The sequence below is a fragment of the uncultured Litoreibacter sp. genome, from assembly GCF_947501785.1.
GTDB lineage: Bacteria > Pseudomonadota > Alphaproteobacteria > Rhodobacterales > Rhodobacteraceae > Litoreibacter.
In genome coordinates this window covers 352,006-378,232 of the sequence record NZ_CANMXB010000001.1, presented here as the reverse complement: position 1 = coordinate 378,232, position 26,227 = coordinate 352,006, and the positions used below count along the sequence as shown (strand labels likewise).

Below are 26,227 nucleotides of genomic sequence, written 5' to 3'. Positions count from 1 at the left end.
GCAGCAAAAAATCTTCGCAACAATTTACCTGCTGCGGCGCGCGGTGAAACCCCGATGAATCGCTCCACTTGAATTGTCCGGAAAGGCAGTGCCATCGGCCGCTTTGGGGCCAAGTGGCGGAGGAGGTGGGATTCGAACCCACGGTAGACTTTCACCTACGTCGGTTTTCAAGACCGGTGCATTCAACCACTCTGCCACTCCTCCGACGAGCGCGGTCTAACCGCAGCATCGCGATTCTGGAAGCCACAAAGCGCTTGTCACATTCGTATTATCAGCGCGCTAAATATTGCCGAAACCGCGCCGCAGGCTTTGCAAAACGGCCACGATTCCCTAGAGTGCCCCCGAGGGTAAGGGCCGCAGGGCCTTCCGGGAACGGGCAAACCGCAAAAATGGCGGAACAAGATGCGTCGAGAACGCACGTTGAGAGGGGCGAAACAAATGACAAATGCAGGTAAACTGCTCTATGCAAAACGCTCGGCGTTGATGCTGGGTGTCGCACTGATTGTCGCAGGCTGCGAAGAGGGCAAAGGCCCCAAATTTGATTTCCTGAAGAAAAAGCCAAGCGCTGAGGCATCCTCAAGCGCAGATGCAGGGGCCGCCGTGACCGCCGGAGAGCGGGACGTCGAAGCGCCAGAGGTGTTTTCTGCAAACGAAGATGCGCTTTGGGACGGCAGACCGTCACTGGGCGGCGTCTGGGTCGCCTACCCTGGCATCAAAGATCCGGAGCGGGTCATCATCCGCAACGAGTCCAACGGGAAGTTCGTCATTGGCGCGCTCTTCCGCCGCGAACGCGACAACCCCGGACCGAAACTGCAAATGAGCTCGGACGCTGCAGGTGAACTCGGCATGCTGGCCGGCCAACCAGTCAAAGTCAGCGTGGTTGCGCTGCGCAAGGAAGCTATCGTGGTTGAGCCTGACGTGCCGCTGCCGGCACCTGGGGACGCCATCGACGCAACGCTTCCCCCTGCCACAGATATTGAGGCCAGCACATTGGATCCGGTCGAAGCCGCCTCCGCCGCCATTGATCGCGCCGCCGACCCAGCGCCTGCCGCCGCCGCACCGGCGCCCGCTCCGAAACCTGCCGCGCCCAAGCCGCAGCAGACATCGAGCCTGAGCAAGCCGTTCATTCAGATCGGCATCTTCTCGGTCAAATCTAACGCAGACAACACTGCGACATCGCTCAGAGGAGTGGGCGTGCTGCCGATCGTCAAAGAGCAGACCAGCCAGGGCAAGAAATTCTACCGCGTCCTTGTGGGGCCAGCCGGCACCAGCGGGGAGCGGGCAACATTGTTGAAAAAGGTAAAAGGCTTGGGCTTCAACGACGCCTATTTCGTGACCAACTAAACCCTCAAAAGGAGCACTTTGTCCCGTGATCCGCGCTGCCTCGTTTCTCGCCGCCCTTCTGGTCGCCGCCCTGCCCGCTTGGGCGTTCGACACGCCCGCCAAGTCGGCCATCGTCTTTGACGTCAACACCGACCAGACCCTGATGGAAAAGAACGCGGATATGGCCCTGCCGCCTGCGTCCATGTCCAAGCTGATGACGCTGAACATGGTGTTTGAGGCGTTGGAAGACGGACGGCTCAGCTTGGATGAGCCCGTGCCCGTCTCCACCCATGCTGCTTCCTACGGCGGCTCAACGATGTTTCTGGAAACCAAGGACCGCCCAACCGTGGAACAGCTGATCCGCGGGGTGATCGTGTTGTCCGGCAATGATGCCTCGACCGCTTTGGGGGAGCGCCTGTCACCCGATGGATCGGAAGCAGGGTTTGCGCGCCTGATGACCCAACGCGCGATTGAGTTGGGGATGACCAATTCCACCTTTGCCAATGCCAATGGCTGGCCAGCCGCCGGGCACCGCATGTCGATGCGCGACCTGGCGATCCTGGGGAAGCGGTTGGTCACCAAGTTCCCGAAATATTATGGCTACTTCGCCGAAAGGGAATTTCAGTACGATGACAGCCCCGTTGCCAACCGGTTCAACCGCAACCCGCTGCTGAAGCTCAATATCGGCGCGGATGGCCTCAAGACCGGCCACACGCAGGAAGCAGGCTACGGCCTCGTCGGATCGGCTATTCAAAATGGCCGCCGCATCATCTTTGTGTTTTCCGGGCTCAACTCCGAAGAGCAGCGCGCGCAAGAGGCCGAGCGCATCACCAACTGGGCGTTCAACCAGTTCGTGGAAAAGCAGCTCTTTGAGAAAGGCGTGCCGCTCACCAAGGCTGAGGTCTGGATGGGTGAAGCCGCCAGCGTGAACATGGCCACCACACAAGACGTCAAGGCGCTTATCCCGGTACTGGGCCGCGACGGCGTCTCTGCCAAGATCAACTATGTAGGACCTCTGGACGCGCCCATCGAGAAGGGGCAGGAAATTGCGACCTTGATCGTGACCGTCCCGGGCTTCGCCGATGTCGAACACCCTTTGGTGGCCACTGAAACCGTCCCCGCGGGCGGCTTCGTGGTCAAGGTGCGCACGGCGGCCACCGTTTTGTTCCGCCAGTTGACGGGCCGTTTGCAAAGCCAAGCCGGCACGCTGTTCTAGGTGTTCATTTCGTTTGAGGGCATTGACGGGTCGGGCAAATCGACCCAATCGCGCTTGCTTGCGGGCAAGCTGGAGGCGGACGGCCACACAGTAGTGCTGACCCGCGAACCCGGCGGCTCTCCTGGCGCAGAGGACATCCGTCGCTTGCTGGTTGAGGGCGAGCCGGACCGGTGGTCGGCGGAAACAGAAATCCTGCTCTTCACCGCCGCGCGCCGAGACCATCTGGAACGCCGCATTGCGCCCGCCTTGAAAGGCGGCAAGATCGTGGTGTGCGACCGCTTCGCCGACAGCACCCGCGTCTATCAAGGGGCCACCCGCGGCGAAAATCGCGCGATGGTCGACAGTCTTCACGCGCAGATGATCGGCACGGAACCAGACCTGACGCTGATCATCGACATGGACCCTGACACGGCGCTCGAACGCGGGCTTGCCCGCGACAGCGGCGAGGACCGGTTCGAGGAGTTCGGCGCGGATTTTCAACACAAGTTGCGAGGGGGGTTTCTGGCCTTGGCCGAAGAATACCCCGACCGCTGCGTGGTAATCGACGGCGGGCGCAGCGCGGATGAAGTGGGTGCAGACGTGCTGAAGGTTGTGCTAGACCGCCTTGCATGAGCGATATTGACGACATCCCCCAACCTGACCAGATCGACGGCGCCCCACACCCGCGGGAGACCGCGCGCCTGATCGGCCAAAGCCCGGCGGAGTCCGCATTTCTTGATGCGTTCAACGGCGACCGGCTGCATCACGCATGGCTGATCACCGGGCCCAAAGGCGTGGGCAAGGCCACGCTGGCTTGGCGGCTTGCAAAGTTTCTGATCGCAACGCCCAAGGATGATGCCGGCATGTTTGCGACCCCTGCCCCTGAAACGCTGGATATCTCTGAGGACCACCCTGTCACATCGCGCATCGCAGCGCTGTCGGAACCCGGGTTGTTCCTTCTCAGACGGGGTTGGGACGAGAAAACCAAGAAACTGAAATCCGTCATCACCGTTGACGAGGTGCGCAAGCTCAAAGGCTTCTTCTCCATGTCCAACCCAGATGGCGGCAAGCGTGTGGTGATCGTGGACGCGGCGGACGAGATGAACGTCTCCGCCGCCAATGCGCTGCTCAAAGTGCTCGAAGAGCCGCCTGCCGATTGCATCCTCTTGCTGATCTCTCACCAGCCGTCCCGTTTGTTGCCCACCATCCGGTCACGCTGCCGCGAATTGCGCTGCCAGCAGTTGAACGCCGATGATATGGCTGTCGCGCTGAATGCCGCTGGCGCAGACGCCAACCAACACGCTGTCGCCTTGTCGGAGCTTTCCGGCGGATCCGTCGGCGAGGCGCTCCGCCTCCTCAACCTCGATGGCCTGACTCTTTACAAAGAGCTGATGTCGGTCATCGACACTTTCCCCCGCCTCGACCGCGCCCGCGCGATTGCGCTGGGCGAAAAGGCCGCTGCACGCAATGTGGACGGGCGGTTAGACCTGATGCTGCGACTTTTCGACGTGGCGCTCTCACGTCTGTCCCGCGCAGGCCTCGGCATGGTCGAAAACCAAGCCGCATCGGGTGAACTCCTTACACTCGCTCGCTTGTCCCCCAACGAGGACGCGGCCCGCCGATGGGCCACGCTGTCCGCCTCCAGTTCCGCTCGCGCGCGGCATGGTCAGGCGGTGAACCTTGACCCCTCCTCGCTGATCCTTGATATGGTTCTGACGATGAACGAAGTGGCGGGCAAAACCGCAGCGTAAGAGGCGGGAATGACTCCAGAAATTCCAGAGATCACAGACAGCCATTGCCACCTCGACTTTCCCGATTTTGACGAGGATCGCGACGGCATCGTCGCCAGCGCGCATGAGGCAGGCGTGACCCGCATGGTCACCATCTGCACCAAGCTGCGACTGGAACCGCAGGTGCGCGCCATTGCGGAGAGCTATGACAGCGTGTTCTACGCCGCAGGCACCCACCCAATGAGCGCCGCGGACGAGCCATTGGCCACGGTGGACGAGCTGGTGAAGTTGGCCGAGCACCCCAAATTCGTGGGCATCGGTGAAAGCGGTCTGGACTACCACTACACAGCCGACAGCAAGGCCATCCAACAGGAAAGCCTGCGCGTGCATATCGAGGCTGCACGCCAAACCGGCCTGCCCCTGATCATCCACGCCCGCGCGGCGGATGAGGACATGGCGCGGATCCTCAGCGAAGAACACGCCAAGGGCGCATATTCTTGCGTCATGCATTGCTTTTCGTCGTCTGCCGAGCTGGCTACAGCCGCACTTGATCTGGGCTTCTATCTGTCCATGTCCGGCATCTCCGCCTTCCCCAAAAGCCAAGAACTGCGCGACATCTTCGCGTCTGCCCCCGTGGACCGCGTGTTGGTCGAAACCGACGCCCCCTACCTCGCGCCCCCGCCCTATCGCGGCAAGCGCAACGAGCCTGCCTACACGGCCCACACCGCGAAAGTCGGCGCGGAGGTGTTTGGCATGAACTACGCCGATTTCGCAGCCCAAACGCAGGCCAATTTCAACCGCCTGTTCACCAAAGCGGCATGACCCGCCGCTTCACCATATTGGGCTGCGGCTCCTCCGGCGGGGTGCCCCGCCTCGGCGGCCATTGGGGCGATTGCGATCCCGAAAACCCAAAGAACCGCCGCCGCCGGTGTTCGTTGCTGGTGGAACAGGACGGCCCTGAGGGCACCACCACGGTGCTGATCGACAGCTCGCCCGACCTGCGCGAACAGCTGCTTGGCGCGGGTGTCGGGCGGCTGGATGGCGTGATCTACACCCACCCACACGCGGACCATGTGCACGGCATTGATGACCTGCGCATGGTGGTGTTCAACATGCGCGAGCGGGTGAAGGTCTGGGCAGATGCGCCGACATCAGAGGCGCTGCTCGCCCGCTTTGGCTACGTGTTTGAAACGCCGCCCGGGTCAGGCTACCCGCCCATTCTGGACCTCAACGCTATTGAAGGTGACACGACGATCACCGGCCCCGGCGGGCCGATCACCTTCACGCCCTTCGAGGTGCAGCACGGGACGATCCGCTCGCTCGGCTTCCGCATAGATGATGTGGCCTATTTACCCGACGTGTCTGATCTGGACAGCGGAAGGAAAGCCATGCACGGGCTGGATGTATTGATCATCGACGCGCTCAGACGCACGCCGCATCCCAGCCACTCGCATCTGGAAAACACGCTCGGCTGGATCGCGGATCTGGAGCCGAAACAGGCCATCCTGACCAACATGCATATCGATCTGGACTATGACACGGTTGAGGCCGAAACCCCCGACCACATCACCCCAGCCTATGACGGCATGGTCATCGAGGTCCCCACCGCGTGAGTGTCCTTCTCGAGATCATCTTGCCGGTCTTTCTGGTGATCGGCGCAGGGTATCTCGCAGTCAAATACAAAGCCTTCCCAACTTCTGGCGTCGACGGGCTGATGAAATTCACTCAGCAATTCGCGATCCCTTGCTTGCTGTTCAAGGCCATTGCCGGGCTGGAACTGAGCGCCTATTTCGAGCCGCGGCTGCTGTCCTCCTACTATGGCCCCACCATCTTGATGTTCTTCCTCGGCATGATCGGCGCGCGCATTCTGTTCAAACGCCCGCTGGAGGACAGCGTCGCCATCGGGTTTTGCTGCATGTTCGCCAATTCGGTGCTGTTGGGCTTGCCCATCACCGAACGCGCCTATGGCGCGGAGGCGCTTGATCCCAACTATGCCATTGTCGCGCTAAACGCCCCGATTTGCTACGGGCTGGGCATTTTGGTGATGGAGACGGTCAAACATCGTGGCGAGGCCCCGCTTGCCACCATCAAAGCCGTGATCAGCGCCATTTTCCACAACGTGCTGATCCTCGCGATTGCGTTGGGCTTTGTCGTCAACCTGATGGACCTGACCATCCCCAAGGTCGCCGATGATGCGCTTGGGTTGATGATCCGGGCGGCTCTGCCTGCCGCGATTTTCGCGCTGGGCGGGATGCTGGCGCAGTATAAATTCGAGGGCGATCTGGGTCCCGTCATCATGATTTGCCTCTTGGCGCTCTTGCTGCGCCCGGCGCTGTCTTTCGGGTTGTCGGATCAACTGAGCCTGAGCACCGAGGCCATGCGGTCTTCCGTCCTGACGGCCGCAATGGCGCCGGGCGTAAACGCCTACATTTTTGCCAGCATGTACGGTGTCGCGATGCGCGTCGCCGCGTCAGCCGTGCTGGCGGCGACGGCGCTTTCGGTGCTGACCATTACAGGCTGGCTGCTGGTGCTGCCTTAAAGGTCCAGCAAAACCCTTGCTTCAGGCGCCTTTAGCGTTTTCAGCACGGTCCGCGCGTGCATGTCGACCCCCTGCTCTAAGTCGGGAAACAGCAGCCGCAGCTCCGCCCTTGTGTCCTCATCCATCGCACGCAACGTGGTGTCACCGGCGAAGAAGCTTTCGGTTGGTACACCTTCCGAGAAGATGATCTCGTGACGATCAAACATCACGTGGAAATAGGTAACAAAGCTCCCTTCGACCCGGCGCACCGTGCGGCCGTCCACAAAGCTATGCGCAGCCACCAGAACAGCGCGCTCCCCAAACAGGTAGTCCGCCTGCCAGCCCTTGAATTGCACCCGGTGCTGCGGTGACAGCCACAAGGCCCGGCTGTTGCCCAGCACCCCCGCGTCAAAGCGGATCGGCGCAAACCGGCCCGCCGCAGGATAAGTGCAGGTCCCCGTCCAAACTATCGGGCGGGCGCCGTGTTCCAGCGTTTCAACCAAGTCACCGACCCGTAGCTCTTCTACAGGCCGCTCCCCATCCGGAGTGCGGATCATAGTGCCCTTGCCAAAACAAGGTGGGGACGCGTGGTCTTCTGATGGGTTGGACGGTCCTTCCTGATTGGAGACAACAGTCAGCGGCACCCCAATGGGCGGGAAACCGGCCACTGGGCCGATGAAGGCCAATGCCTCAACCGTGCCATAGGCGGGTGACCCGGTAGAGATGTTGAACGCGATTACGGTGTAGGTGTTCGTCCCATCCGTCACCGTCAGCGCGTATTCGGCTTCCACATTGGTGCCGGCCGCAAAGGTCTCGGGCACGCCTGTCACGGGGTCATCCAGTGTCACCGCATCGGTCAGCGTCTGGTTCGATCCCTGACTGTCGGCGAAATTGTTATTGTTGTCGGTGATCCCAACCGCCTGCCACATATTCGAATTCAGCGTGATGGTTTCGCCCACAAGGTGAGAACCGTCGCCCTGAGTGACGCCGTCAAGCTGCTCTCCCCCCGAGATCGAAATCTCGGATTCGGGCAAAATATATATGTCGTAATTGGGCATCCGGACCACAATTTAAGAGCTCAGTAAGGCTCTTTCGCGGGGAAACCGGGCGTCGGAGTGACCGCATGCCAGCTTTTTCGGGGCAAAACCCAAGGCAAATGCGCCAAAACCACCTGTAAATACTGGTCGTTCGGCGTGAGGACCTTAACCTGGGGAAATGCCGCGTAGCCGCTCGGAGCGGCGGCGCAATATCTCCACCGTGGTCAGCAGCAGGATCGAGATGATGACCAGAATGGTCGCGACCGACAGGATCGCCGGGCTGATCTGTTCGCGGATGCCGTTCCACATCTGGCGTGGAATGGTTTGCTGGTCATGGGCTGCGACGAACAACACCACAACAACCTCGTCAAAGCTTGTCACAAAGGCGAAAAGCGCGCCGGAGATGACGCCTGGCAGGATCAGCGGCATGGTGATCTTGAAAAACGTGGTGGTCGGGTTTGCCCCAAGGTTGGCCGCCGCACGGGTCAGCGAATGGTCAAAACCCACCAGAGTGGCCGTGACTGTGATGATCACAAAGGGGATGCCCAGCGTCGCATGCGCCATCACGATGCCGGGGTAGCTATTGGCAAGCCCCACGGCCGAGTAGAAGAAGAACAGCCCCGTCGCAGTAATGATGATCGGTACGATCATCGGCGAGATCAAAATGGCCATGATAGCGCGGCGATAAGGCATCTCGGGACGCGACAGGCCCAGCGCAGCAATCGTGCCCAGAACGGTGGCCAGCAGGGTCGAGAAAAAGCCGATGACAATCGAGTTCCAGGCCGCTCCGATCCAGGCCGAGTTCTGCCAGGCATCCGCCCACCAGCTGCCGTCACGCGTGCTATCAGGCTCTTGCATCCCGAAGGTTAGAAGCAGGTCGTACCAGCGAGACGAATAGCCCGTTGGATCCAGCTTCAGCATTTTCTCGGTGAAGGTGAAATAGGGCTCGGCGTTGAACGACAACGGAATCACGATCAGGATTGGCGCGATCAAGAACAGGAAGATCAGCGCGCAGATGATCAGGTAAGCGTAGTGCCAGACGCGCTCAAGAGTATCGGCATGTGTTGGTAAGGCCATGGCGTTATCCCAGCTTCAGATTGTCGATGCCCACGAGCCGGTCGTAGAGCCAGTAGAGAACAAGCACCCCAAAGAGCAGGATCGACGCGAGCGCGGCCGCCAGCGACCAATTCAGCGATTTCTGCATGTGGAATGCGATGAGGTTCGAGATAAGCTGCCCGTCAGCCCCGCCAACCAGCGCCGGCGTGATATAGTAGCCCACAGCCAGGATGAACACGAGCAGCGCCCCTGCCCCGATACCCGGGACGGTCTGCGGAAAATAGATACGCCGAAACGCGGTCCAGCTGGTGGCCCCCAGCGAGCGCGCGGCGCGCACATAGCTCGGGTTGATGGGTCGCATCACGGAATAAAGCGGCAGCACCATGAAGGGTAGCAGGATATGCACCATCGCCACAATGGTTCCGGTCTGATTGTACATCATCTGTATGCGGCTCTCGTCGGCCAGCACGCCTGACCCCACCAACGCGTCGTTGACCACGCCTTGCGATTGCAGGAGCACCATCCAACTGGTGGTCCTCACCAAAAGCGATGTCCAAAAGGGCAGCAGCACGAAAATCATCAACAGGTTGGAGTAGCGCAAGGGCAGCGTCGCCAGCAGATGCGCGATTGGGTAGGCCAGCACGAAGCAGACGAAGGTGATCAGCAGCGACAGGAACAGGGTGCGCTGAAACAGCTTCACATAGACTTGCCGTTTGGGGTCCACTTGTGTGACGCCGCCGTCCAACCCAATGGTCCGGTCCAAAGCCGCGTAGTAGAAATTCCCCGTATAGGCGGATGACGCGCCGCGCATGGCGGACCACATTTCGGGGTCGGCCCAGTCTTCATCCAGTTCCAGCATCGCCTCCTTGAAGGGCGGCTCCAATTTCGCCGCGCGACGGGCCGCTTTGGTGAACATGGACCGGGAGCCGGAGCGCTCGTAGTTGATCCGCGTCCCCACCGAACCCGGGGCCTTCATCTCCCGCAACACCACCAGGTCGCTGACCAGCGCGGCATAGGCCGCCTCGTCCGGTTCAGTGCCGCGCGGGTTGTCTTTGAACCACGCGCGCAGGTCCACCATGATCGGCGTCTCCACCTTGGTGCTCAGGTCGGTATGGGTGGTGAAGCCGGGGTTGTGGACGGAGCGGTGCAACAGCTGGCCAATCGGGGCCACAAAGGTGAACAGCACGAATATGAACAGCGGGGCCACCAGGAAGAACGCGCGCCAGCGGGCCTTGGATTGCGCCGCGTTCAGCGCGGCCTTCAACGGCTTCCCATCAGCGGTGGTCAGGGTGCCCGCGGCCCCCTCCGTGCCCATGGGTCCGGCATAGGTAGCGTCAGCCATTTATGTCCCCTCGACAACGACAATGTCGCTGTCCGAATTGGCGATGCGGATTTTGGCCGCAGCAAGGTAGTCGTCCGAGTTGTAGCAATCGAGTGCGGCTTGGTAGCTGGGGAATTCCACCACGACATGGCGGTCCTTCTGCGGGGCCTCAGGGGCCTCCGATGTGCCGCCGCGCACGAGGAATTTGCCGCCGAACCGCTCCACAATGGGGGTATCAAGGCGCACATATTCCGCATAATTTTCCGGGTCGGTCACGGTGACATGCACCATCCAGTAACCTTTGGGCATCTTGTTCCCCTTGTCCAAGATGTGAAAGTGCGGCGCCCTCCTCCCAAAGGGCGCCGCGAAGGTTGGCTTATTGAGCCAACCAAGCGTTGAAGCGCTCGTTCAACTCGGCGTCCCGGTCAACCCAGAACTCGAAGTTGTTGACCAGGGCGTTGCCCAGGTTGGCTGCAGCCGTTGGCATGTGAGGTGCCATGTCGGTTTCGCCGTCCGAGTATTTGCCAACCAGCGCGCCGGAGGACTTACGGGCAGGCCCGTAGGAAATCCAGGACGCTTGGTCTGCCAGACGCTGTGTGTCTGTCGAGAAGGAGATGAACTTCAGAGCTTCTTCTTTGTTCGGCGCGCCCTTCGGGATCACGAACAGGTCGAAGTCCAGAATTTGGCCGTCCCAGACAACTTCCAAAGGCTGACCTTCGGCAACGGCTGCGTTGAAGATACGGCCGTTATAAGCAGTGGACATGGTGACTTCGCCATCAGCCAACAGCTGTGGAGGCTGCGCGCCGGCTTCCCACCAGACGATGTCGTCCTTGATGGTGTCGAGCTTGGCAAATGCCCGGTCCACACCTTCGTCAGTTTCGAGGATGCCATAGACTTCATCAGCCGGAACGCCGTCCGCCATCAGGGCCATTTCCAGCGTTGCTTTGGCCGACTTGCGCAGGCCGCGCTTGCCGGGGAAGTCGGCAATGTTGAAGAAGTCGTCGATGCTGTCAGGCGCGGTTGGGTTGTTGTCCTTGTTGTATGCAAAAACAGTGGACCAAACGATGTTCGCCACGGCGCAATCCTGCAGCGCGCCTTCGATGAAGTCGTCAGCGGCAGGTGTGCCATCAGGTGCCGCTGGCAGCGCGGAGGTGTCGATTTCTTCCAGCAGGCCTTCGTCGCACAGACGCACGGCGTCGGAGAATTCAACGTCCGCCACGTCAACGGTCACGTTGCCGGCTTCCACTTGCGCCTTGATTGGGGTCGCAGGGTTGTCGCTGTCCACGGAGTTTACGGCAATGCCGGTCTCAGCAGTGAACGGTTTGTGATACGCTTCGACTTGCGACTTGGTGTAGGCGCCGCCCCAGCTCATGACGGTCACTTCGGCAGCGTTTGCTGCGAAAGCCGTGCCGACAAGCGCTGTCGTCAGGATAAGTGTCTTTTTCATTTGGTAGTCTCCCAGTTGGTCTTCTTTTGTGCCGCGCACCATAGCGCGGCGGTCGTTTACTGATCAGAGGGCATCAAGCGCGCGGGCGTCTTCCGCCGCCCACGAAATCTTGGTGGTTTCCCCCACTGACAGGTGTTCGTGGCCCGCCGAGTTCGGCACTTTCACCACAAATTCGTCATTTCCATGCACATCCAGTCGGCAGCGGATGTGGTCGCCGAGATAGATCAGCTCTTTCACATGCGCCTCGGTCACATTCGCGCCCTTGCCGCCGATATTCACCCGCTCTGGCCGGATCGAGATCAATGTCTCGCTTCCCGCAGGCCCGCAATTGACGGCCAATGCCTTGGTGGTCTTGCCGCTGGCCAATTCTACTGTGGCGATGTCGCGCGCAACCGACTTAACTTTGCCTGCCAACTTGTTGTTTTCGCCAATAAACTGCGCAACAAAGCTGTTGTCGGGACGTTCATACAGGTCTTCCGGCGGGGCCAGCTGCTGGATGCGCCCGTCTTCAAAAACGGCGACGCGGTCCGACATAGTCAGCGCCTCCGTCTGGTCGTGGGTCACGTAGACCACCGTCACGCCCAGCTGGTGCGAGATGTTGGTGATCTCAAACTGCATCTGCTCGCGCAGCTGCTTGTCCAGCGCGCCCAGTGGCTCGTCCATCAGCACCAGCTCAGGCTCAAACACCAATGCGCGGGCCAAGGCCACACGTTGCTGTTGGCCGCCGGAGAGTTGCGCGGGCCGGCGGGCGGCGAAATCGCCAAGCTCAACCATCTCCAGCGCGCGTTTCACTTTGGTTTCGCGCTCGTCCTTGCTAAGACCACGCACTTCCAGTGGGAAGGCAAGGTTCTCCCCCACCGTCATATGCGGAAACAGCGCGTAGTTTTGGAACACCATGCCGATGCCGCGCTTATGTGGGGGGATGTTGTTGATCTCCCGCCCGTCCAGCCGGATTTCGCCATGGGTCGCGGTCTCAAAGCCTGCCAGCATCATCAGGCAGGTGGTCTTGCCAGAGCCGGACGGCCCAAGCATGGTCAAGAACTCGCCTTTCGGCATTGCAAGGTTAAGGTCTTTGACGACTAGTGTTTCGCCGTCATAGCTTTTTTGCACGCGGTCAAACGCCACGAAGGCGTCTGTCATATCAGTGTCCAGCAAGTAGGACTCTCCCCAGGTTGTGTGGCCACCCTGTTTGGTCGGGCCGGTCCGTCGCAAACTAAAGCGCGAATTGTCATACGTTTCAACCAAGTTCTGTCTCATTTTTTGGAACCAGCCGGAAAACGCAGAATTGGCGCTGTTCGCGGCGTTTTGGTGCCTGTTTTGTCCATTAGAGCAGCAGATTTGGGGTTTTCATCTTCTCGCCGCTGCGCTCATTTTGGTGCATGGATCACAAAGCCGCCCTCGCCCGTATCCCAGCCGACGTCACCTCCGCGTTGAATGAGCGAGAGAATCGCGCGGGGCTGATCCACCTCGCGGGTCATGTCGGGCTCATCTGCCTCGTGGGTCTGTGGATTGGCCTCAAAGCGCCGTTATGGCCGCTGCTGCTGCCCGTTCAAGGCATCCTCCTTGTTTTCCTCTTCACACTGGAACACGAGGCCACGCATCAGACCCCCTTTGCAAACGCCACATTCAACGACTGGGTCGGTCGCGCCTGCGGGCTGGTGCTGCTGCTGCCCTTCGAGTGGTTCCGCTATTTCCACCTCGCCCACCACCGCCACACCAATGACCCCGAGAAGGACCCAGAGCTTCTGTCCGGCGGCAAACCCGAAACTTGGAGCGCCTATCTCATCAACGTCTCCGGCTACACCTACTGGACCAAGCTGCCCCTGCAGCTTTTGGCAAATGCAACGGGCAATGCCGACGCCCCCTACATCCCTGATCGCGCCAAACCGCGCCTGCAACGGGAGGCCCGCATGATGCTGGGTCTTTATCTGCTCGCCGCGATCAGCCTTTTCTTGACGCCATTGCTCTTCTGGGTCTGGCTCCTGCCGATGCTTTTGGGCCAGCCCTTCCTGCGCTTCTACCTTTTGGCCGAACACAGCCGCTGCGCCTTTGTGGCCAATATGCTGGAAAACACCCGCACCACTTACACAAACCGCGTCATCCGCTTCATCGCCTGGAACATGCCCTACCATGCGGAACACCACGCTGCCCCGCAGGTGCCGTTCCACAAGCTGCCCGCGTTGAATGCGCATCTGCGCGACCAGCTGGCGGTGACAAGCAAGGGGTACGCAAGTTTCACCCGCGACAGCATTGGGCGCCTCAATCGCTAAACACTGATTTGCATCCTGAAAACAACCCTCTACAAGGTTCGGCGGGGGCGTCATTTAGGGATTCGTAACGATGATCGCGCATTTTGTTTTGGCCGGCCAATCCAACATGGACGAATGGTTCAACGCAGATAACGGGGCGGCGCTGGACGCATTTCGCGCTGAATTCTTGGCCCGTAATCCGCAATACACGGATGTGCAGTTCTTCGATGCCGCGCGCGGCGGGTCGGCCATACTCAGCGGGTCGGCCTCTGACTACGCCGATACCCGCGCGCCCGACGACCCCGAGCTGAATGCCCGCATCGCGGCGAATTACTGGTATGATGAGGACACCGGCACTGGCGGCCCCAATCTGGACCTGTTCACCGGCCGCATTGCCGCCGAGGTTGCAAATGGAACGGAATTTCTAGGGGTCATCTGGGCGCAGGGCGAGGCCGACACCACATATGTCGGCGCAAACGGCGCGGCGGACTATGCCGAGGGGCTGCAATTCGTGCTCGACGCGTTGGTGGAGGCCAGCGGCGCGCCGTCCGTGTTCATGCAGGCTTTGGGCGATCGCGCCTTCTATTCTGAGGCCTTGCATGGAGGCACTGCCGCGATCCGCGCCGCGCAAGAAGCGATAGCCGACGCGTCCGACGCGGTCACACTCGCGACCACGATCTTCGATCTGCCATTGCGCGACTCGGTGCATTTGACCGACGCCGCCTACGAAATCGCAGCCATCCGCATGGCAATCGCCATTTCCACCGGCGAAACGTCACCGGCGGCGGGAGAAGCTCTTTTGCTCAATGACACGACCCTGCTGATCCAGCTCGACCTGGCCCCGGGGCAAACCGTAGGCGGCACCTTTGATCTCGGTGGCTTCGTGGTGACTGACAACGGCTCCGAGGTCGGCACCCAGTCTGCGACCGTCACGCCCGAAGGGTTGCTGCGGATCATCACTGTCGACCCGGTCACCCAACCCACTGTCAGCTACGGCGGCGTCGCCCAAAGCTCCGAGATGGAGCCAGGCGATTTCCTGTTCGCAACCGGACCAAATGCGACGGTCCCCGTCCTGCCCTTCATCGTCAGCCCTGCGCCCCCGGCATTAGACGTGGTTGAGCAAGGCACGGGGCTGCAAATTGACGGCAGCCATCTCAGCGAAACCGTCACCGGATTGTCCAGCGATGACACGCTTTACGGGAATGCCGGCCATGACATGTTGGTCGGCGGCTGGGGCGCGGACCAGCTTCATGGAGGCGCGGGCCAAGATACGTTCGTGATGGGGCCCGACACCGCGACTGACACTGTTCATGACTTCAACGTTGCGCAGGACAGCGTTGGTTTGCTTGGCTTTTCCGCAGCCAACCTCACGATTACCGCGGTAAACGGCACCGATCTCAGCATCACGACCGAGGGTGGCCAAAGCATTGTCCTGCTCAATGTCGACATCGCGGATGCAGGCAACCTGAGGTTTCACATGCTGGGCACGGCTGGCGACAACACGCTTCACGGGTGGGACGGCGCAGACCGGATCTTCGCCTACGGCGGCGACGACATCATCGACAGCGGAGCGGGCACGGATCGCATCACCACCGGCGAAGGTGCCGACACCGTCATCTTCGGCACCGGCTACGACACCAATGTGGTCTATGATTTCAACCTGGCCGAAGACGCCATTGCGCTGCGCGGGGTCACAATTGATGAGCTGACATTCAGCCAGTACAATGGAAGCGACCTTGAAATCCGGACGCCGGATGGCGACCGGTTGATCCTGCGCAATGTGGCGTTGGAGGATGCGGGGCTCGTCGCCATCACCAACCCCATCGCCACCGTAGGCATCCTGACGGGCACTGAGGGCAGCGACACTTTGCGCGGCACCGCGCTGGATGAGCTGTTTGAAGGCGGTGCTGGCACAGACCGGCTCTATGGCGGCGGCGGGGCTGATGTCTTTGCCTTCCGCGACGGGTCGGGTCTGAACATCATCTACGACTATGAGGACGGCCTGGACCGCATCCTGGTTGACGGCGTCGACTTCAACGACCTGACCATTTTGGCCTATGGCAGCAACGACGCCGAAGTCAGATTGGGCAATGGCGAACGCATGGTGATCCGCAACCTTGATGTGGCGGACCTGACGGAGGATGACTTCGTGTTTGAAATGCCGGAGGCGTTTGTCTAGGGCGCGCGTGCTCTCGGTAGGTCTGCGACCGACCTGCCGCGAGATGTCTGTTATGGAAGTTTGGCGCTGGTCGACTTTTTGCGAGGCAAAAAGCCTGGTGCGGTCGGAGGGACTCGAACCCTCACTCTTGTTACAGAACAGCGACCTCAACGCTGCGCGTCTACCAATTCCGCCACGACCGCAAGTCTAGGCTGGGGGCGGTTTAGCCGAGGGCCTCGTCCTTGTGAAGGGCAAAATGCAGGCAAAAGAAAAGGCCGGAGGCAACGCTGCCCCCGGCCCTTCTGTTTGTGGTTCGAAAACCTAGTTCTGGATGCTGAAGGTCGGCAATGCCGCCCCTGCAGGCTGGACCAAAGGCTGGGTCCCATTCTGCGACTGGCTGGTGCCCGAGAACACGGCCTTGCGGATCAGCGCGCTGCGCTGCGGGTCGCCCGGGTTGAAGACCGGCGTCGCGCCTTGCTCGACGGCGTTCAGCCCCATCTCGTACCATGCCGTGGACAAATCGGCCCGCTTGGTCACGCCGAAGCCCTGCGCCAAGTGGTGGCCCATCAGCTCGCCGTAAGCTTGCTCGCCCAAAACGCTCAGGATCAGCGCGGACCCGATGGCCACATCCATGTTGTCGGTGCGGTAGCCCACGGACAGGCAAATCTTCGCGGTGCCCGCCAATTGTGCGGGGGCCATGCCCGAGTTCAGAACAAACTTGCCCACATCCGCAGAGACCTGATCAGACGGTTTGACCGACAGCGCGGCCACATGCGGCGCCATTGCCGGGCCGAAGCCTGCACATTGCTGTTCGATCTGCTGCGGGGTGAAGCCTTGTACCGAGGCCACCAGCTGTTCACCTTCTGCAATCGCATAGGTGCGTGCCAGGCAGAACTGCTCGTTCAACGCGAAGGACGCGTCAACGATGTTGGCCTCCGTGGTGAAGCCGCCATTGGTCGAGGTGATCAGCGACACCTGATTGCAATGTGACGCCAACGAGGCGACTTCGGTCGTGCCAAGAAAATTCGGCAGCGCCGCGCCAGTTGTCGCCGCCGCGCCGGTGCCCGACACGGTGGTCGTCGTTGTGGTTGTCGTTCCGCCCTGCAGTGGCAGCACTTGCGGTTGCAGCGCCACCACGGTGGTGGTGGACGGCGCGGCCTGAACGGTCGGCGCGGCTGCGGTCACCACCCCTGCCGCCTGGTCGCGGTAGGTATTCAGTAGACCGCGTGGGCCAAGCGGGTTCGCGGCGATCTGCTGCGTCGTCGTGGGCCCGCCAGCCAAGGCGCGGCGGTAGGATTGCAGCAGGAAGTCCTTCTCGTAGGATGTCAGCTGGCCCGTCGCCGCGTATCCCAGATGCACCTGGTAGTTGGACACCGCGGCGCGGGTCTTTTTGCCGAACACCCCGTCGGGGGAACCTGACGGGAAACCAAAATAGTTCAATGCGGTTTGCACTTCGCGGTTCTCGGCGCGTTGGGCGCTCGAAATACGAGGCTTGGCGGCGCGGGTTGACCGGGTCGACCGGCGCACGGTGCGCTTGGGTTTGTTGGCGTTGCGGACCACCGCGCTGCCAATCACGCCGGCCACGATGCCAGCGGCAAAGTCGCCTGAGTCGGCTTTTGCGGGCGTCATCGCCGGCACCGACATGACCGCTGCCGCCGCGCAAGCCATTGTAAATTGTTTGATAAACATGCCATTCCTCCGAAGTGTAAAAACCAATTGCCTCAGCGTAACATGGGGTATTGCCGCAAGGGAACGAAAAATTGCCCGAATGGATTACCTCTCAAGGGCTGACCCAATACTCCGACGCGGTGACCTGGATGGAGACCCGCGCCGCCGCCATTGCCGCGGGCACCGCGCGCGAGGCGATCTGGCTGGTGGAGCACCCGCCGCTCTATACTGCAGGCACCTCCGCCAAGCGCGAGGATTTGACCGATCCGGACCGGTTCGAGGTGCACGAAACGCGGCGCGGCGGGCAATACACCTATCACGGGCCCGGACAGCGGGTCGCCTATGTGCTGTTGGACCTCAACACCCGCGGCAAGGATGTGCGCAAATTTGTGCAAAATCTGGAGGCCTGGGTCATCGCCACGCTGGCCGAATTCAACGTCACCGGCGAAATCCGTGAGGGCCGCGTCGGTGTCTGGGTCCCCCGCCCCGAAAAGCCCCCCCTGCCCGACGGCACCCCGCGCGAAGACAAAGTCGCGGCCATCGGGGTGCGTTTGCGCAAATGGGTCAGCTTTCACGGGCTGTCGATCAATGTCGAACCTGATCTGGACCATTTCAGCGGTATCGTCCCTTGCGGCATCTCCGATCAGGGGGTGACCTCGCTGGTCGATCTGGGGCTGCCGGTGACAATGGGCGATGTGGACGACGCGCTGAAACGCACTTTCGGCGCGCATTTCCCAGCCCCATAACCTGCCCGCCCCACGAAAAAGAGGCGGCCCCTCTCCCAAAAGGCCGCCTCTCTCACAGCTCAGGGATTGATCCCCTTATTGAGCGGTGATGACCGTCATAACCAGTTTCCCATCGGGCTTGATCGGGCCGTCTTCCTTGGCGCCTAACGTGTATTCAAAGATGCCGGTCTCGGTGCCGCCTGCCTCCGAATGCACCATCAGCATCAACATCTCGCCGGGGTTGACCTCCTCGGTCAGGATCGCCGCGACATCCGCCGTTTCACCTGCGCGGATCGGGGCATGGCCCACCACGAGGCCGGGGGTCATCTCGGCATCGGTGCGATGCACCACCAACCAGCCGTTTTCACCGGCAACAATCTTTTCGGCGCTCACAACGCCATTGGCCACGGATTGGTCGGTGGCCATGACCATCGGGGCGGCATGCCCGTCCGCAAAGGCGGCGGTTGCCACTAGACTTAGCGCCGCAGCAATTCTCAACGTTTTCATGTGATCAGTTCCTCCATTCAAGGCCACGTTTTGCGGCCATTGGTGAAGATACGGAGCCAGCCCCCGCAAAGTTTCAGCCCGGTTCAATTTGTTGTGGAAAAAATTGACTTATCTAGGTTTTTCGCCACTTTAGGGGACAACATTCGCCTCTCCCAGCTTGTGTCAGCCCCAACGGCGCAGGTCGCAGACGAAGAACATCCCCGCGCCGTGCGCCAGATGCGCTCGGTCCGGGGGTCGGGGACATGAGAACTGGAGAGCCGCGCGCATGACCACCATGGCAGATATTGACCGGATGATATCCCGGGTCGCATTGGGCGACCGATCCGCCTTCTCGGAACTTTATGATGCGACAAGCGCGAAACTTTTTGGGGTGGCGCTGCGTGTGTTGAACAATACCGCCAGTGCCGAGGACGTCTTGCAAGAGACCTACATGAAGATCTGGCGCTACGCGGATAGATACGCAAGCAATGGGTTAAGCCCGATGACATGGCTAATCACAATCGCGCGGAACACGGCGATCGACCGTCTGCGCGCCACCAAGCAGGCCGACGACATCGCAGATGTCGAGGACCGCATGGCTGCATCCGGCCCCACGCCGGAGCAATCGGCCATTGCAGGCTCTGAGGCCACGCGCATCATCGGCTGTCTGGACCAGTTGCCCGACGACCGCAGGGCTGCCGTCCGCGGCGCTTATCTGGAGGGGGACAGCTACGCCGATCTCGCGGCGAAATTTGACGTGCCGCTGAACACGATGCGCACATGGCTGCGACGCTCGCTGATCGCGCTCAGGGAGTGCATGACCCAATGACCGACAGCCCAGACACCCCACTGACGCCGGAAGAAGAAAACCGAGTGCTCGCCGCCGAATACACGTTGCGGCTGATGACGGCGGATGAAGAACGCAGCTTCGAGGCCCGTTTGGCCCAAGACCGCGCGCTCGAGCGCGACGTCGCCGAATGGGTCGCGCATTTCTCAGACCTGGCAGAGGATTTTGCGCCCGTGGTGCCACCCAAAGCGCTGAAAGCCCGCCTGACGAATGATTTGTTCGGTGCGCCCGATAAGCCGGCCTCTCTCTGGGGGCGGTTGGGGCTGTGGCAGGGCTTTTCCCTCGTCGCGACGGCGGCTGCTGCCGTTATGGCTGTAATGCTTGTCACCCAAACGGCGCCTGAAGCCCCCGCCTCCGGCCCGCTCTTTGTCAGCGAGATTGCGGCTGAGGATGACAGCCTGCGCGTGCTGGCCGTCTATGACGGGTCCACTGGCGGGTTACGCGTCACCCGCACTGCAGGCGAGCCGGCCACGGGCCGCGACTTTGAACTTTGGGCCATCGTGGGCGACAATCCCCCCCGCTCGCTCGGCGTGCTTACCGATGACGGCACCGGCAACATCGCGTTGCCGGAGGACCTGCAAGGCGTGGTTGGCGGCATGGTGTTGGCGATTTCCGACGAACCTGACGGCGGCTCCCCCACCGGCGCGCCCACAGGCGCGGTGCTTGCGGTGGGTGAGGTGACGGATATTTAAGCTATCTAAGCCGATGCGCCCCTGACGGGCAAAGCCCGATGTCACTGAACTCCCTCAATTTCTGGATTGCCTCCCTCGTTCTTATGGCTCCTCCAGCTGCATGTAGGCGTTTGGGTATTGCATGGGCTTAATCGGCCCTGCGGGAATGACGCCATTCCAAGACCGCCCAAAATAGCCTTGGCGGCAATGAATCAATGATCCCGATTGGGCAACACCATCCAGGGCGTAAACCCGGCATACCCAACGCCATAGATTTGGGTAGTCGTAAATATGAGCCCCATTTAGTTTCATCCTTACGTAATAGACCGGGTCATGACGGTAGAGGGTGGGAAACAGCCGCAGGTCGGCTTCGGTGAAATCATTGCCCGTCAGAAACAACCGACCGTCCGAGAGCAACTCATCTAGAAAGCTCAACGTTTCAAAATAGGCATGAAAGGCGTTTTCATAGATTTCCTGATCCGACGAGAAACCAGCTTTGTAGGCCCCGTTGTTGATGGTGACGTAAATGCGTTCATTGAGCGCATCGATCTCATCGCGTTTGCGTGTGTCGTCGGGCAAAAGCCCGGGGTCGGACGGGGTGCCGCCAAGAGCACGGGCATGGCGGTTGAGCATACGGAGGATGTCAGCGCTTTCATTGTTTACGATGCGCTTGGCGAGTTTGTCGTAAAGGATCGGGACTGATTGCTCCGACGACCCCTCCTCCCGGTAGATGTCTCTGGTCAAACGCAGTTCTTTCCCCGTCCCGGTTTCACCCGTGCATTCGGGCAGCGGTTCTCGCGTTAACGATGCCACACGGTCCGGCGCGAATTCCCATAGGTTGGGCCCCTCGGGATCGTCCTCATTTGTCCGGTTGGGAAATGCGACATCCATAGTGATGCTGTCTTGCAATCCAAGAATGCTGCGAGCCAACGTCACGCGGTGACACCAGGGGCAATTGAGGGCAACAAACAGGTGATATCGGCCTGCCTCAGGGGGAAACTCCGGGTCTCCTATGGAATGGCGGAGGCCGCTGACGCCGCGCACGAATTCCCCACTTTCGCGCCGTTCTTTGATCCCCGTTTGCGCCTCTTGGGTCGCTGCATCTTTCGTCATGTGAGTGACCGCTCGGAATTGTCTTGCGCCCCAAGCACCGCGTGAACTTTCATATCCAAATCTTCCATCAGTTCGTCCTGTGTCGCACCGGAGCGGGCGCGGATTGCCTGCGCGTTCATGAAATCAAGCATCATCGCTGCGCGGCTGCGCGCCGAGAAATGCCCAGGTAGCTTCGGTTCCGCTTCGAACCGCTTGGCCAGACGGCTTTGCGTATCTGACAGCAATTGGTTCAAGCGCCTGCGGACATTCGGGTCGGATTCAGCGGCAGTTGCGGCGCAACACCCGATCAGACATCCGCAAGGGTTGCCTGGCGTTGTGTTGCCAGCGGCTGCCTCGCTCAGAAACGCGCGTACTGCCTTCGATATGTCTGGCTCTGCCTCAAATGCAGCCATTGGCGCGCTTCCGATTGTTTGCGCGTATCGCATCAGGGCTGCGTCAAAAAGCTGGGCTTTGTCCCCAAACCCGGAATACAGCGACGGCCGCGACAGGTTCATCGCGTTCGTCAAATCTGTCAATGACGCCCCCTCATACCCCTTTTCCCAAAAGGTCAGCACAGCGGCATCAAGTGCCGCGATACGGTCGATTGACGGCGGGCGGCCTTTGCCGCGCCGTGCGGGAGAGCTGGGTTTTGCCATTATTTTACCGATCTGCATTTAATTGTGGACAGTGGTCTATTTCGCATTTACCTAACCGATCAGTAAATTAAATTCAAGGAACAGACTATGCAACTCAAAGACAAGATCGCAGTCATAACGGGGGCGACGTCTGGCATCGGTTTTGCCGCTGCCGAACGGTTCATTGCCGAGGGTGTAAAAACCCTGATCATCACAGGCCAAGATGAGGCCCGCCTTGACGCGGCGCGTTCAAAATTGGCCAACGGCGACACAAATGTCGTGGCCATCCGCTGGCGCGCTGAACATTCAGAAGACAGTCTTGCCCTATCGCAGCATTTGAAGGCGGAATTTGGATCAATCGACATTCTGTTTGCGAATGCTGGCGTCACGTGGCCGGCCCCTTTGGGTCAAATCGACGCCGCTCGGGCGCAAGCACAGATCATGATCAACTTTACCGCACCGCTGATGTTGGTGCAGTCGTTGGCCCCACTTATGAACGCAGGCGGGTCAATCGTTATGAACACCTCTTGCCTTGATGAATTGGGGATGCCTGGAATGGCGGTGTATTCAGCCTCCAAGGCGGCCTTGCGCTCGGCAACACGTACTCTTTCTGCAGAGCTTGGAGAGCAGCAAATTCGGGTGAACGCCGTTGCTCCGGGCCCGATTGAAACACCGCTTTATGGCAAAATCGGCATGACAGAAGAACAGCTGGAAGAAATGGCATCTGGCATCGTGGCGCAGGTGCCGGCGGGCCGGTTCGGCACAGCAGAAGAGATCGCGAACGCCGTGCTGTTTCTTGCTTCGGATGCATCTTCCTACATGCGTGGTGCTGAAATTGCCGTCGATGGTGGGTGGACCTCGCTATGAAAATCCTTCGCATCGACTGCAGTGCACAAACAGAAACAGGGCAAAGCCGCCACCTGGCGGATCGCATCATCGACAGGCTCACCGACACGGGAAAACCGTTCGATGTGACCGTGCGGGACCTGAACAATCCCCTACCACTTCTGGATCACGCTTGGATCAATGCCAATTCGACGCCAGAAGAAGACCGCACCGACCAACAAAAGGATGTGCTGGCCCTATCCGATACGCTGATCGCCGAGATTGACGCCGCCGACACGTTGATCATCGGGGCCCCCGTTTACAACTTTTCGATCCCGGCAAGCCTCAAGCTTTGGATTGATTTGATCTGCCGCGCGCGAAAAACCTTCGCATATTCCGATACCGGCCCCAAAGGGTTGTTGTCCGGCAAAACGGCAATCGTGTGCTTTGCCTCGGGCGGGACGGACTTTGGATCCGACATTGATTTTGCAAGCGGCTACCTACGCCACATATTGGGCTTCGTGGGAATTACGGATGTCACATTTGTCGCCGCCAATAGGCACTTCATGGACGACACGGCCATTGCACGTGCCGAAGGTGAGGTTGACGCGTGGGTGGATCAGTTAGGTCTGCCAAAGGATGATCGCCTGCGCCCTGCTACAAAAGCTGGTGTGAACTGACCCGGCGGGTCGAAGACCAACAAGACGTTAGCGCGGTTCTCAACTGGTTTGAGAACCGCGTGATTTTGACCCGGGCTCGGACGCTCTGTCGAAGAAAACCAACCGGACCGCACACAACAACACAGCCAATCCGCTTGCGGCCATTACAATGGCAAGCGGAACGGCGTTGGTCGATGCCAGTGTGCTGACCAGCATGCTCGACAGCCCCCCAATGCCAAATTGCAACGCCCCGTTGAGCGACGCGACTGTGCCATTCTCCTCCTGCAGGACTGAGAAGGCGACAATGGCGGCGTTGGTTTCCACCAATGCCAAGGCGGCGAAGAACACAATGGCAATGGCGACGATCATCACCAATCCCTGACCAAGCAGCGCTGCTGCAAGCATCGCAACGCCCGCCAGTGCCAGGAAAACCGCTCCGACAGCAATTTTTCTGATGGCCGGAAACTTTGCGAGCATGGATGCATTGGCCAAGTTTACGATGATCATGGCGGCGGCATTCAAACCGACCAGAAGGCCGTAACGCTCTTCGGGTACGTCGAAATAGGTAATGTACACGAAAGGCGACCCCGCTACGAAGGCGAACAGGCCTCCGAACGCAAAGCTTCCTGTCAGGATTGCCAAGACAACGCGCCGCTCCTTGAGGACGGTAGCGTATTGGCCGGAAAGCATGCGGAGCGTGATCCGGCGGCGTGGTTCGGTCGACGGCGGCGACGCCTTGAACGCGAGCAATAGCGACACAACTCCAAGGGCCGACAAGAGCAGGAAGATCGTCGGCCACCCCGCGAAGATGAGAATGTATCCCCCGAGAAGCGGTGCAACGAGCGGGGCGACAATGATCAACGCCATCAGGATCGAGATCACACGCGCTGCGTCCTGCTGCCTGAACCGGTCCTGCACCATGGGGAACACAGTCACCGAACCTGCGGCCCCGACCGCTTGGACAAAGCGCCACACAAACAGTTCGTTAACACTGTCGACAGTCGCAATGATGCCGGACGCGACCGCAAAAACGGCCAAGCCCCCTACGAGAACCCGCATCCGTCCGATGGCATCAGAGAGAGGGCCCAATACGAGCTGACCTGCTGCAAATCCGATCAGGAAGATCGCGACTGATGCTTCAAGTTGGTCGATCTCCGTCCCAAGCTGATCACTGATCGTCGGCAAGGCCGGCAAGTAGAGGTCGATCGCGAAGGGGGCCAGCATCATAACCAACCCAAAGGTGAAGATGACTGAAATCTGATTTTTCACCTTAGTACGAGTGTCCTAATTGTTTGCTTGACGGTTAGGACAGATGTACTAACCTGTCAATATGAGTTTGGATGGGAACAGTTCGAAGGTCAGCGCGCGAAGCAGCAACCGTCTGGGACGCGCCTCACGCGACCAGATCATCGAAGCAGCAGAGAAGCTGCTGCTTGAGGACGGCTACCATGAGCTGAGCACACGCAAAGTCGCAGCGGCCTGCGGCATCAGCCCAGGCAATTTGACCTACCACTTCCCAAGCAAGATCCTTCTGGTCGAAGAAGTGATGCATGACGTCTGCGAACGATATGCCAAGGTCAGGCCGGAGGTTCCAGTTTTCGGAAGCGACGCCGATCCCATCAGCGAGCTGCGCCGCATTCTCGCTTGGATGATTGATGATGCGATGGTGCCGGAAACAAATGGGCTGTTCCTGGAGTTCTGGATTCTCGCAAAGCATCATGGCTTTGGGACACAGATCATCGAACGCTCGTATGAGTTGGCGATCGCATGGCTGGTTGATGTACTGGCCGCCCTGTTTCCGACATCAACCGATGAGCCGCGTCACCAGGCGGCATATCTGATGTTAACGGTGACGGAAGGAACCATCCCGGTGTTCGCCAGAAAGCACGCGCGCCCATCAAGACCCGCCGACCTCGTAGATCCAACCGTTCAGGCGGTCGTCTCAATCCTCACGGATGAATTGCAGCGAGCCACCTAGCAACCGGGAAAGACTTCGATCAGAGCAACACCGGGGAACAAACAGACGTCCAGAAAAAGCTTGCTCCAGTTTCAACAAACTATCGTCAAATCTGTCATGGGCACATCAAGCGGGCGACCCGTCTTAGGCTGAGACGCCCCCCCCCCTCTCCTGTTGCCGTATTTGAAGTTCGAAACCGGAGCGGCACGAACAAGGCTTCGTACCAATGTGCCCGCCTGCGGCGCGCCAAGTAAGCAGGCACTTTCTTGCATTGCAGCATTTCGAAGACTGGGTTTTTGGCAAAACATTGGCGCCTTGATCGACCGTTGCATACCTTGGTCAACATGTTGGAGCGTTAAGTTAATGTCGGTTGTGCGGGACAAACGGAGCTTTCGCTGCAGTTGCGCCAAAGACCGCTTTCAGGAATTGGTCACTTCTAATCGTATGTGCCGCGCAGCATTCAGGCTTTACATGACCCAGCGAGCAATTTGTTCGACGCTTTCAGTTCCTTCAACGACAGGTTTGATCGGAATCTGGCCACGCCCGGCAGTCGGCGCAGGCAGGCCGCAGAGAAAATGAGAACGAGCCGGATGTGGCAGATTTATTTCTGCTTGCGCCGCACTAGGTC

Annotated in this window: 26 protein-coding genes and 2 tRNA genes; 15 read left to right on the top strand and 13 right to left on the bottom strand. The window is 60.0% G+C overall.

The window, feature by feature from the left end; translation table 11 throughout:
- Positions 1-114: 114 nt before the first annotated feature.
- Positions 115-204: transfer RNA gene (locus Q0899_RS01935), tRNA-Ser, on the bottom strand.
- A gap of 234 nt (positions 205-438) precedes the next feature.
- Between Q0899_RS01935 and Q0899_RS01930 the strand changes: the two genes are divergently transcribed.
- The 7 genes from Q0899_RS01930 to Q0899_RS01900 are packed head-to-tail and all read left to right on the top strand — an operon-like array spanning position 439 to position 6,787.
- Positions 439-1,344, top strand: a complete 906-nt coding sequence (locus Q0899_RS01930; RefSeq protein WP_298292246.1) for an SPOR domain-containing protein — start codon at positions 439-441, stop codon at positions 1,342-1,344.
- 25 nt (positions 1,345-1,369) lie between these two features.
- Positions 1,370-2,539: a D-alanyl-D-alanine carboxypeptidase family protein gene (locus Q0899_RS01925; protein ID WP_298292249.1), complete on the top strand. Its 1,170-nt coding sequence runs from the start codon at positions 1,370-1,372 to the stop codon at positions 2,537-2,539.
- Positions 2,540-3,151, top strand: a complete 612-nt coding sequence (tmk, locus tag Q0899_RS01920; RefSeq protein ID WP_299190963.1) for a dTMP kinase — start codon at positions 2,540-2,542, stop codon at positions 3,149-3,151. It begins immediately after the preceding gene.
- Positions 3,148-4,269: a DNA polymerase III subunit delta' gene (locus Q0899_RS01915; RefSeq protein ID WP_299190962.1), complete on the top strand. Its 1,122-nt coding sequence runs from the start codon at positions 3,148-3,150 to the stop codon at positions 4,267-4,269. The genes tmk and Q0899_RS01915 overlap by 4 nt, the downstream gene beginning before the upstream one ends.
- A 9-nt stretch (positions 4,270-4,278) precedes the next feature.
- Entirely contained in the window at positions 4,279-5,070 is a 792-nt protein-coding gene (locus Q0899_RS01910) for a TatD family hydrolase (RefSeq protein ID WP_299190961.1), read from the top strand.
- Positions 5,067-5,861 (top strand): MBL fold metallo-hydrolase, encoded by a 795-nt coding sequence (locus Q0899_RS01905; protein ID WP_299190960.1) that lies wholly within the window; start codon positions 5,067-5,069, stop codon positions 5,859-5,861. Before Q0899_RS01910 ends, Q0899_RS01905 begins: the two co-directional genes overlap by 4 nt.
- The gene (locus Q0899_RS01900) at positions 5,858-6,787 is read left to right on the top strand and encodes an AEC family transporter (RefSeq protein ID WP_299190959.1); all 930 of its coding nucleotides are present in this window, start codon (positions 5,858-5,860) and stop codon (positions 6,785-6,787) included. The genes Q0899_RS01905 and Q0899_RS01900 overlap by 4 nt, the downstream gene beginning before the upstream one ends.
- Here the strand turns inward: Q0899_RS01900 and Q0899_RS01895 are convergent.
- The 6 genes from Q0899_RS01895 to Q0899_RS01870 all read right to left on the bottom strand — a co-directional run bounded on the left by Q0899_RS01895 (position 6,784) and on the right by Q0899_RS01870 (position 12,767).
- Positions 6,784-7,824 carry a Hint domain-containing protein gene (locus tag Q0899_RS01895; protein WP_299190958.1) on the bottom strand — a complete coding sequence of 347 codons (1,041 nt, stop codon included), beginning with the start codon at positions 7,822-7,824 and terminating at the stop codon, positions 6,784-6,786. The genes Q0899_RS01900 and Q0899_RS01895 overlap by 4 nt on opposite strands.
- A gap of 144 nt (positions 7,825-7,968) precedes the next feature.
- The gene (locus Q0899_RS01890; RefSeq protein WP_298292262.1) at positions 7,969-8,880 is read right to left on the bottom strand and encodes an ABC transporter permease; all 912 of its coding nucleotides are present in this window, start codon (positions 8,878-8,880) and stop codon (positions 7,969-7,971) included.
- Positions 8,881-8,884: 4 nt separating this feature from the next.
- Complete coding sequence (locus Q0899_RS01885; protein WP_299190957.1) at positions 8,885-10,201, bottom strand: ABC transporter permease; 1,317 nt, start codon at positions 10,199-10,201, stop codon at positions 8,885-8,887.
- On the bottom strand, positions 10,202-10,489 hold the full coding sequence (locus Q0899_RS01880; protein WP_298292267.1) for a DUF1330 domain-containing protein: 288 nt from the start codon (positions 10,487-10,489) through the stop codon (positions 10,202-10,204). It abuts the gene before it with no gap.
- 67 nt (positions 10,490-10,556) lie between these two features.
- Entirely contained in the window at positions 10,557-11,627 is a 1,071-nt protein-coding gene (locus Q0899_RS01875; RefSeq protein WP_299190956.1) for an ABC transporter substrate-binding protein, read from the bottom strand.
- Positions 11,628-11,690: 63 nt separating this feature from the next.
- Positions 11,691-12,767: an ABC transporter ATP-binding protein gene (locus Q0899_RS01870; RefSeq protein ID WP_298292271.1), complete on the bottom strand. Its 1,077-nt coding sequence runs from the start codon at positions 12,765-12,767 to the stop codon at positions 11,691-11,693.
- A gap of 239 nt (positions 12,768-13,006) precedes the next feature.
- Between Q0899_RS01870 and Q0899_RS01865 the strand changes: the two genes are divergently transcribed.
- Both Q0899_RS01865 and Q0899_RS01860 read left to right on the top strand, forming a co-directional pair.
- Positions 13,007-13,897 carry a fatty acid desaturase gene (locus tag Q0899_RS01865; RefSeq protein WP_299190955.1) on the top strand — a complete coding sequence of 297 codons (891 nt, stop codon included), beginning with the start codon at positions 13,007-13,009 and terminating at the stop codon, positions 13,895-13,897.
- 70 nt (positions 13,898-13,967) lie between these two features.
- A complete protein-coding gene (locus Q0899_RS01860) occupies positions 13,968-16,055 on the top strand; it encodes a hypothetical protein (RefSeq protein ID WP_299190954.1) in 2,088 nt (695 codons plus the stop codon).
- A gap of 95 nt (positions 16,056-16,150) precedes the next feature.
- On the opposite strand, the gene Q0899_RS01855 is transcribed toward Q0899_RS01860, so the two are convergent.
- Positions 16,151-16,237 (bottom strand) — tRNA-Leu (locus tag Q0899_RS01855).
- Between the two features lie 118 nt (positions 16,238-16,355).
- A complete protein-coding gene (locus Q0899_RS01850; RefSeq protein ID WP_299190953.1) occupies positions 16,356-17,723 on the bottom strand; it encodes a peptidoglycan-binding protein in 1,368 nt (455 codons plus the stop codon).
- A gap of 71 nt (positions 17,724-17,794) precedes the next feature.
- Here Q0899_RS01850 and lipB point away from each other — a divergent pair, with 71 nt between their 5' ends.
- A complete protein-coding gene (lipB, locus tag Q0899_RS01845) occupies positions 17,795-18,448 on the top strand; it encodes a lipoyl(octanoyl) transferase LipB (protein ID WP_299190952.1) in 654 nt (217 codons plus the stop codon).
- A gap of 75 nt (positions 18,449-18,523) precedes the next feature.
- Here lipB and Q0899_RS01840 read toward each other — a convergent pair whose 3' ends face one another.
- Positions 18,524-18,934 (bottom strand): hypothetical protein, encoded by a 411-nt coding sequence (locus tag Q0899_RS01840; RefSeq protein WP_299190951.1) that lies wholly within the window; start codon positions 18,932-18,934, stop codon positions 18,524-18,526.
- Positions 18,935-19,199: 265 nt separating this feature from the next.
- Here Q0899_RS01840 and Q0899_RS01835 point away from each other — a divergent pair, with 265 nt between their 5' ends.
- Entirely contained in the window at positions 19,200-19,742 is a 543-nt protein-coding gene (locus Q0899_RS01835) for a sigma-70 family RNA polymerase sigma factor (protein ID WP_299190950.1), read from the top strand.
- A complete protein-coding gene (locus tag Q0899_RS01830) occupies positions 19,739-20,452 on the top strand; it encodes an anti-sigma factor (protein ID WP_298292285.1) in 714 nt (237 codons plus the stop codon). Before Q0899_RS01835 ends, Q0899_RS01830 begins: the two co-directional genes overlap by 4 nt.
- Positions 20,453-20,533: 81 nt before the next feature.
- Here the strand turns inward: Q0899_RS01830 and Q0899_RS01825 are convergent, their stop codons facing one another.
- Positions 20,534-21,544 (bottom strand): glutathione S-transferase C-terminal domain-containing protein, encoded by a 1,011-nt coding sequence (locus tag Q0899_RS01825; RefSeq protein ID WP_299190949.1) that lies wholly within the window; start codon positions 21,542-21,544, stop codon positions 20,534-20,536.
- Positions 21,541-22,179, bottom strand: a complete 639-nt coding sequence (locus Q0899_RS01820) for a TetR/AcrR family transcriptional regulator (protein ID WP_299190948.1) — start codon at positions 22,177-22,179, stop codon at positions 21,541-21,543. The genes Q0899_RS01825 and Q0899_RS01820 overlap by 4 nt, the downstream gene beginning before the upstream one ends.
- 87 nt (positions 22,180-22,266) lie before the next feature.
- Between Q0899_RS01820 and Q0899_RS01815 the strand changes: the two genes are divergently transcribed.
- Complete coding sequence (locus tag Q0899_RS01815) at positions 22,267-23,025, top strand: SDR family oxidoreductase (RefSeq protein WP_299190947.1); 759 nt, start codon at positions 22,267-22,269, stop codon at positions 23,023-23,025.
- Complete coding sequence (locus Q0899_RS01810) at positions 23,022-23,663, top strand: NAD(P)H-dependent oxidoreductase (protein WP_299190946.1); 642 nt, start codon at positions 23,022-23,024, stop codon at positions 23,661-23,663. The genes Q0899_RS01815 and Q0899_RS01810 overlap by 4 nt, the downstream gene beginning before the upstream one ends.
- Before the next feature lie 39 nt (positions 23,664-23,702).
- Here the strand turns inward: Q0899_RS01810 and Q0899_RS01805 are convergent, their stop codons facing one another.
- Entirely contained in the window at positions 23,703-24,911 is a 1,209-nt protein-coding gene (locus Q0899_RS01805; RefSeq protein WP_299190945.1) for a multidrug effflux MFS transporter, read from the bottom strand.
- 61 nt (positions 24,912-24,972) lie between these two features.
- Here Q0899_RS01805 and Q0899_RS01800 point away from each other — a divergent pair, with 61 nt between their 5' ends.
- Entirely contained in the window at positions 24,973-25,620 is a 648-nt protein-coding gene (locus Q0899_RS01800; RefSeq protein ID WP_298358699.1) for a TetR/AcrR family transcriptional regulator, read from the top strand.
- Positions 25,621-26,227: the final 607 nt, after the last annotated feature.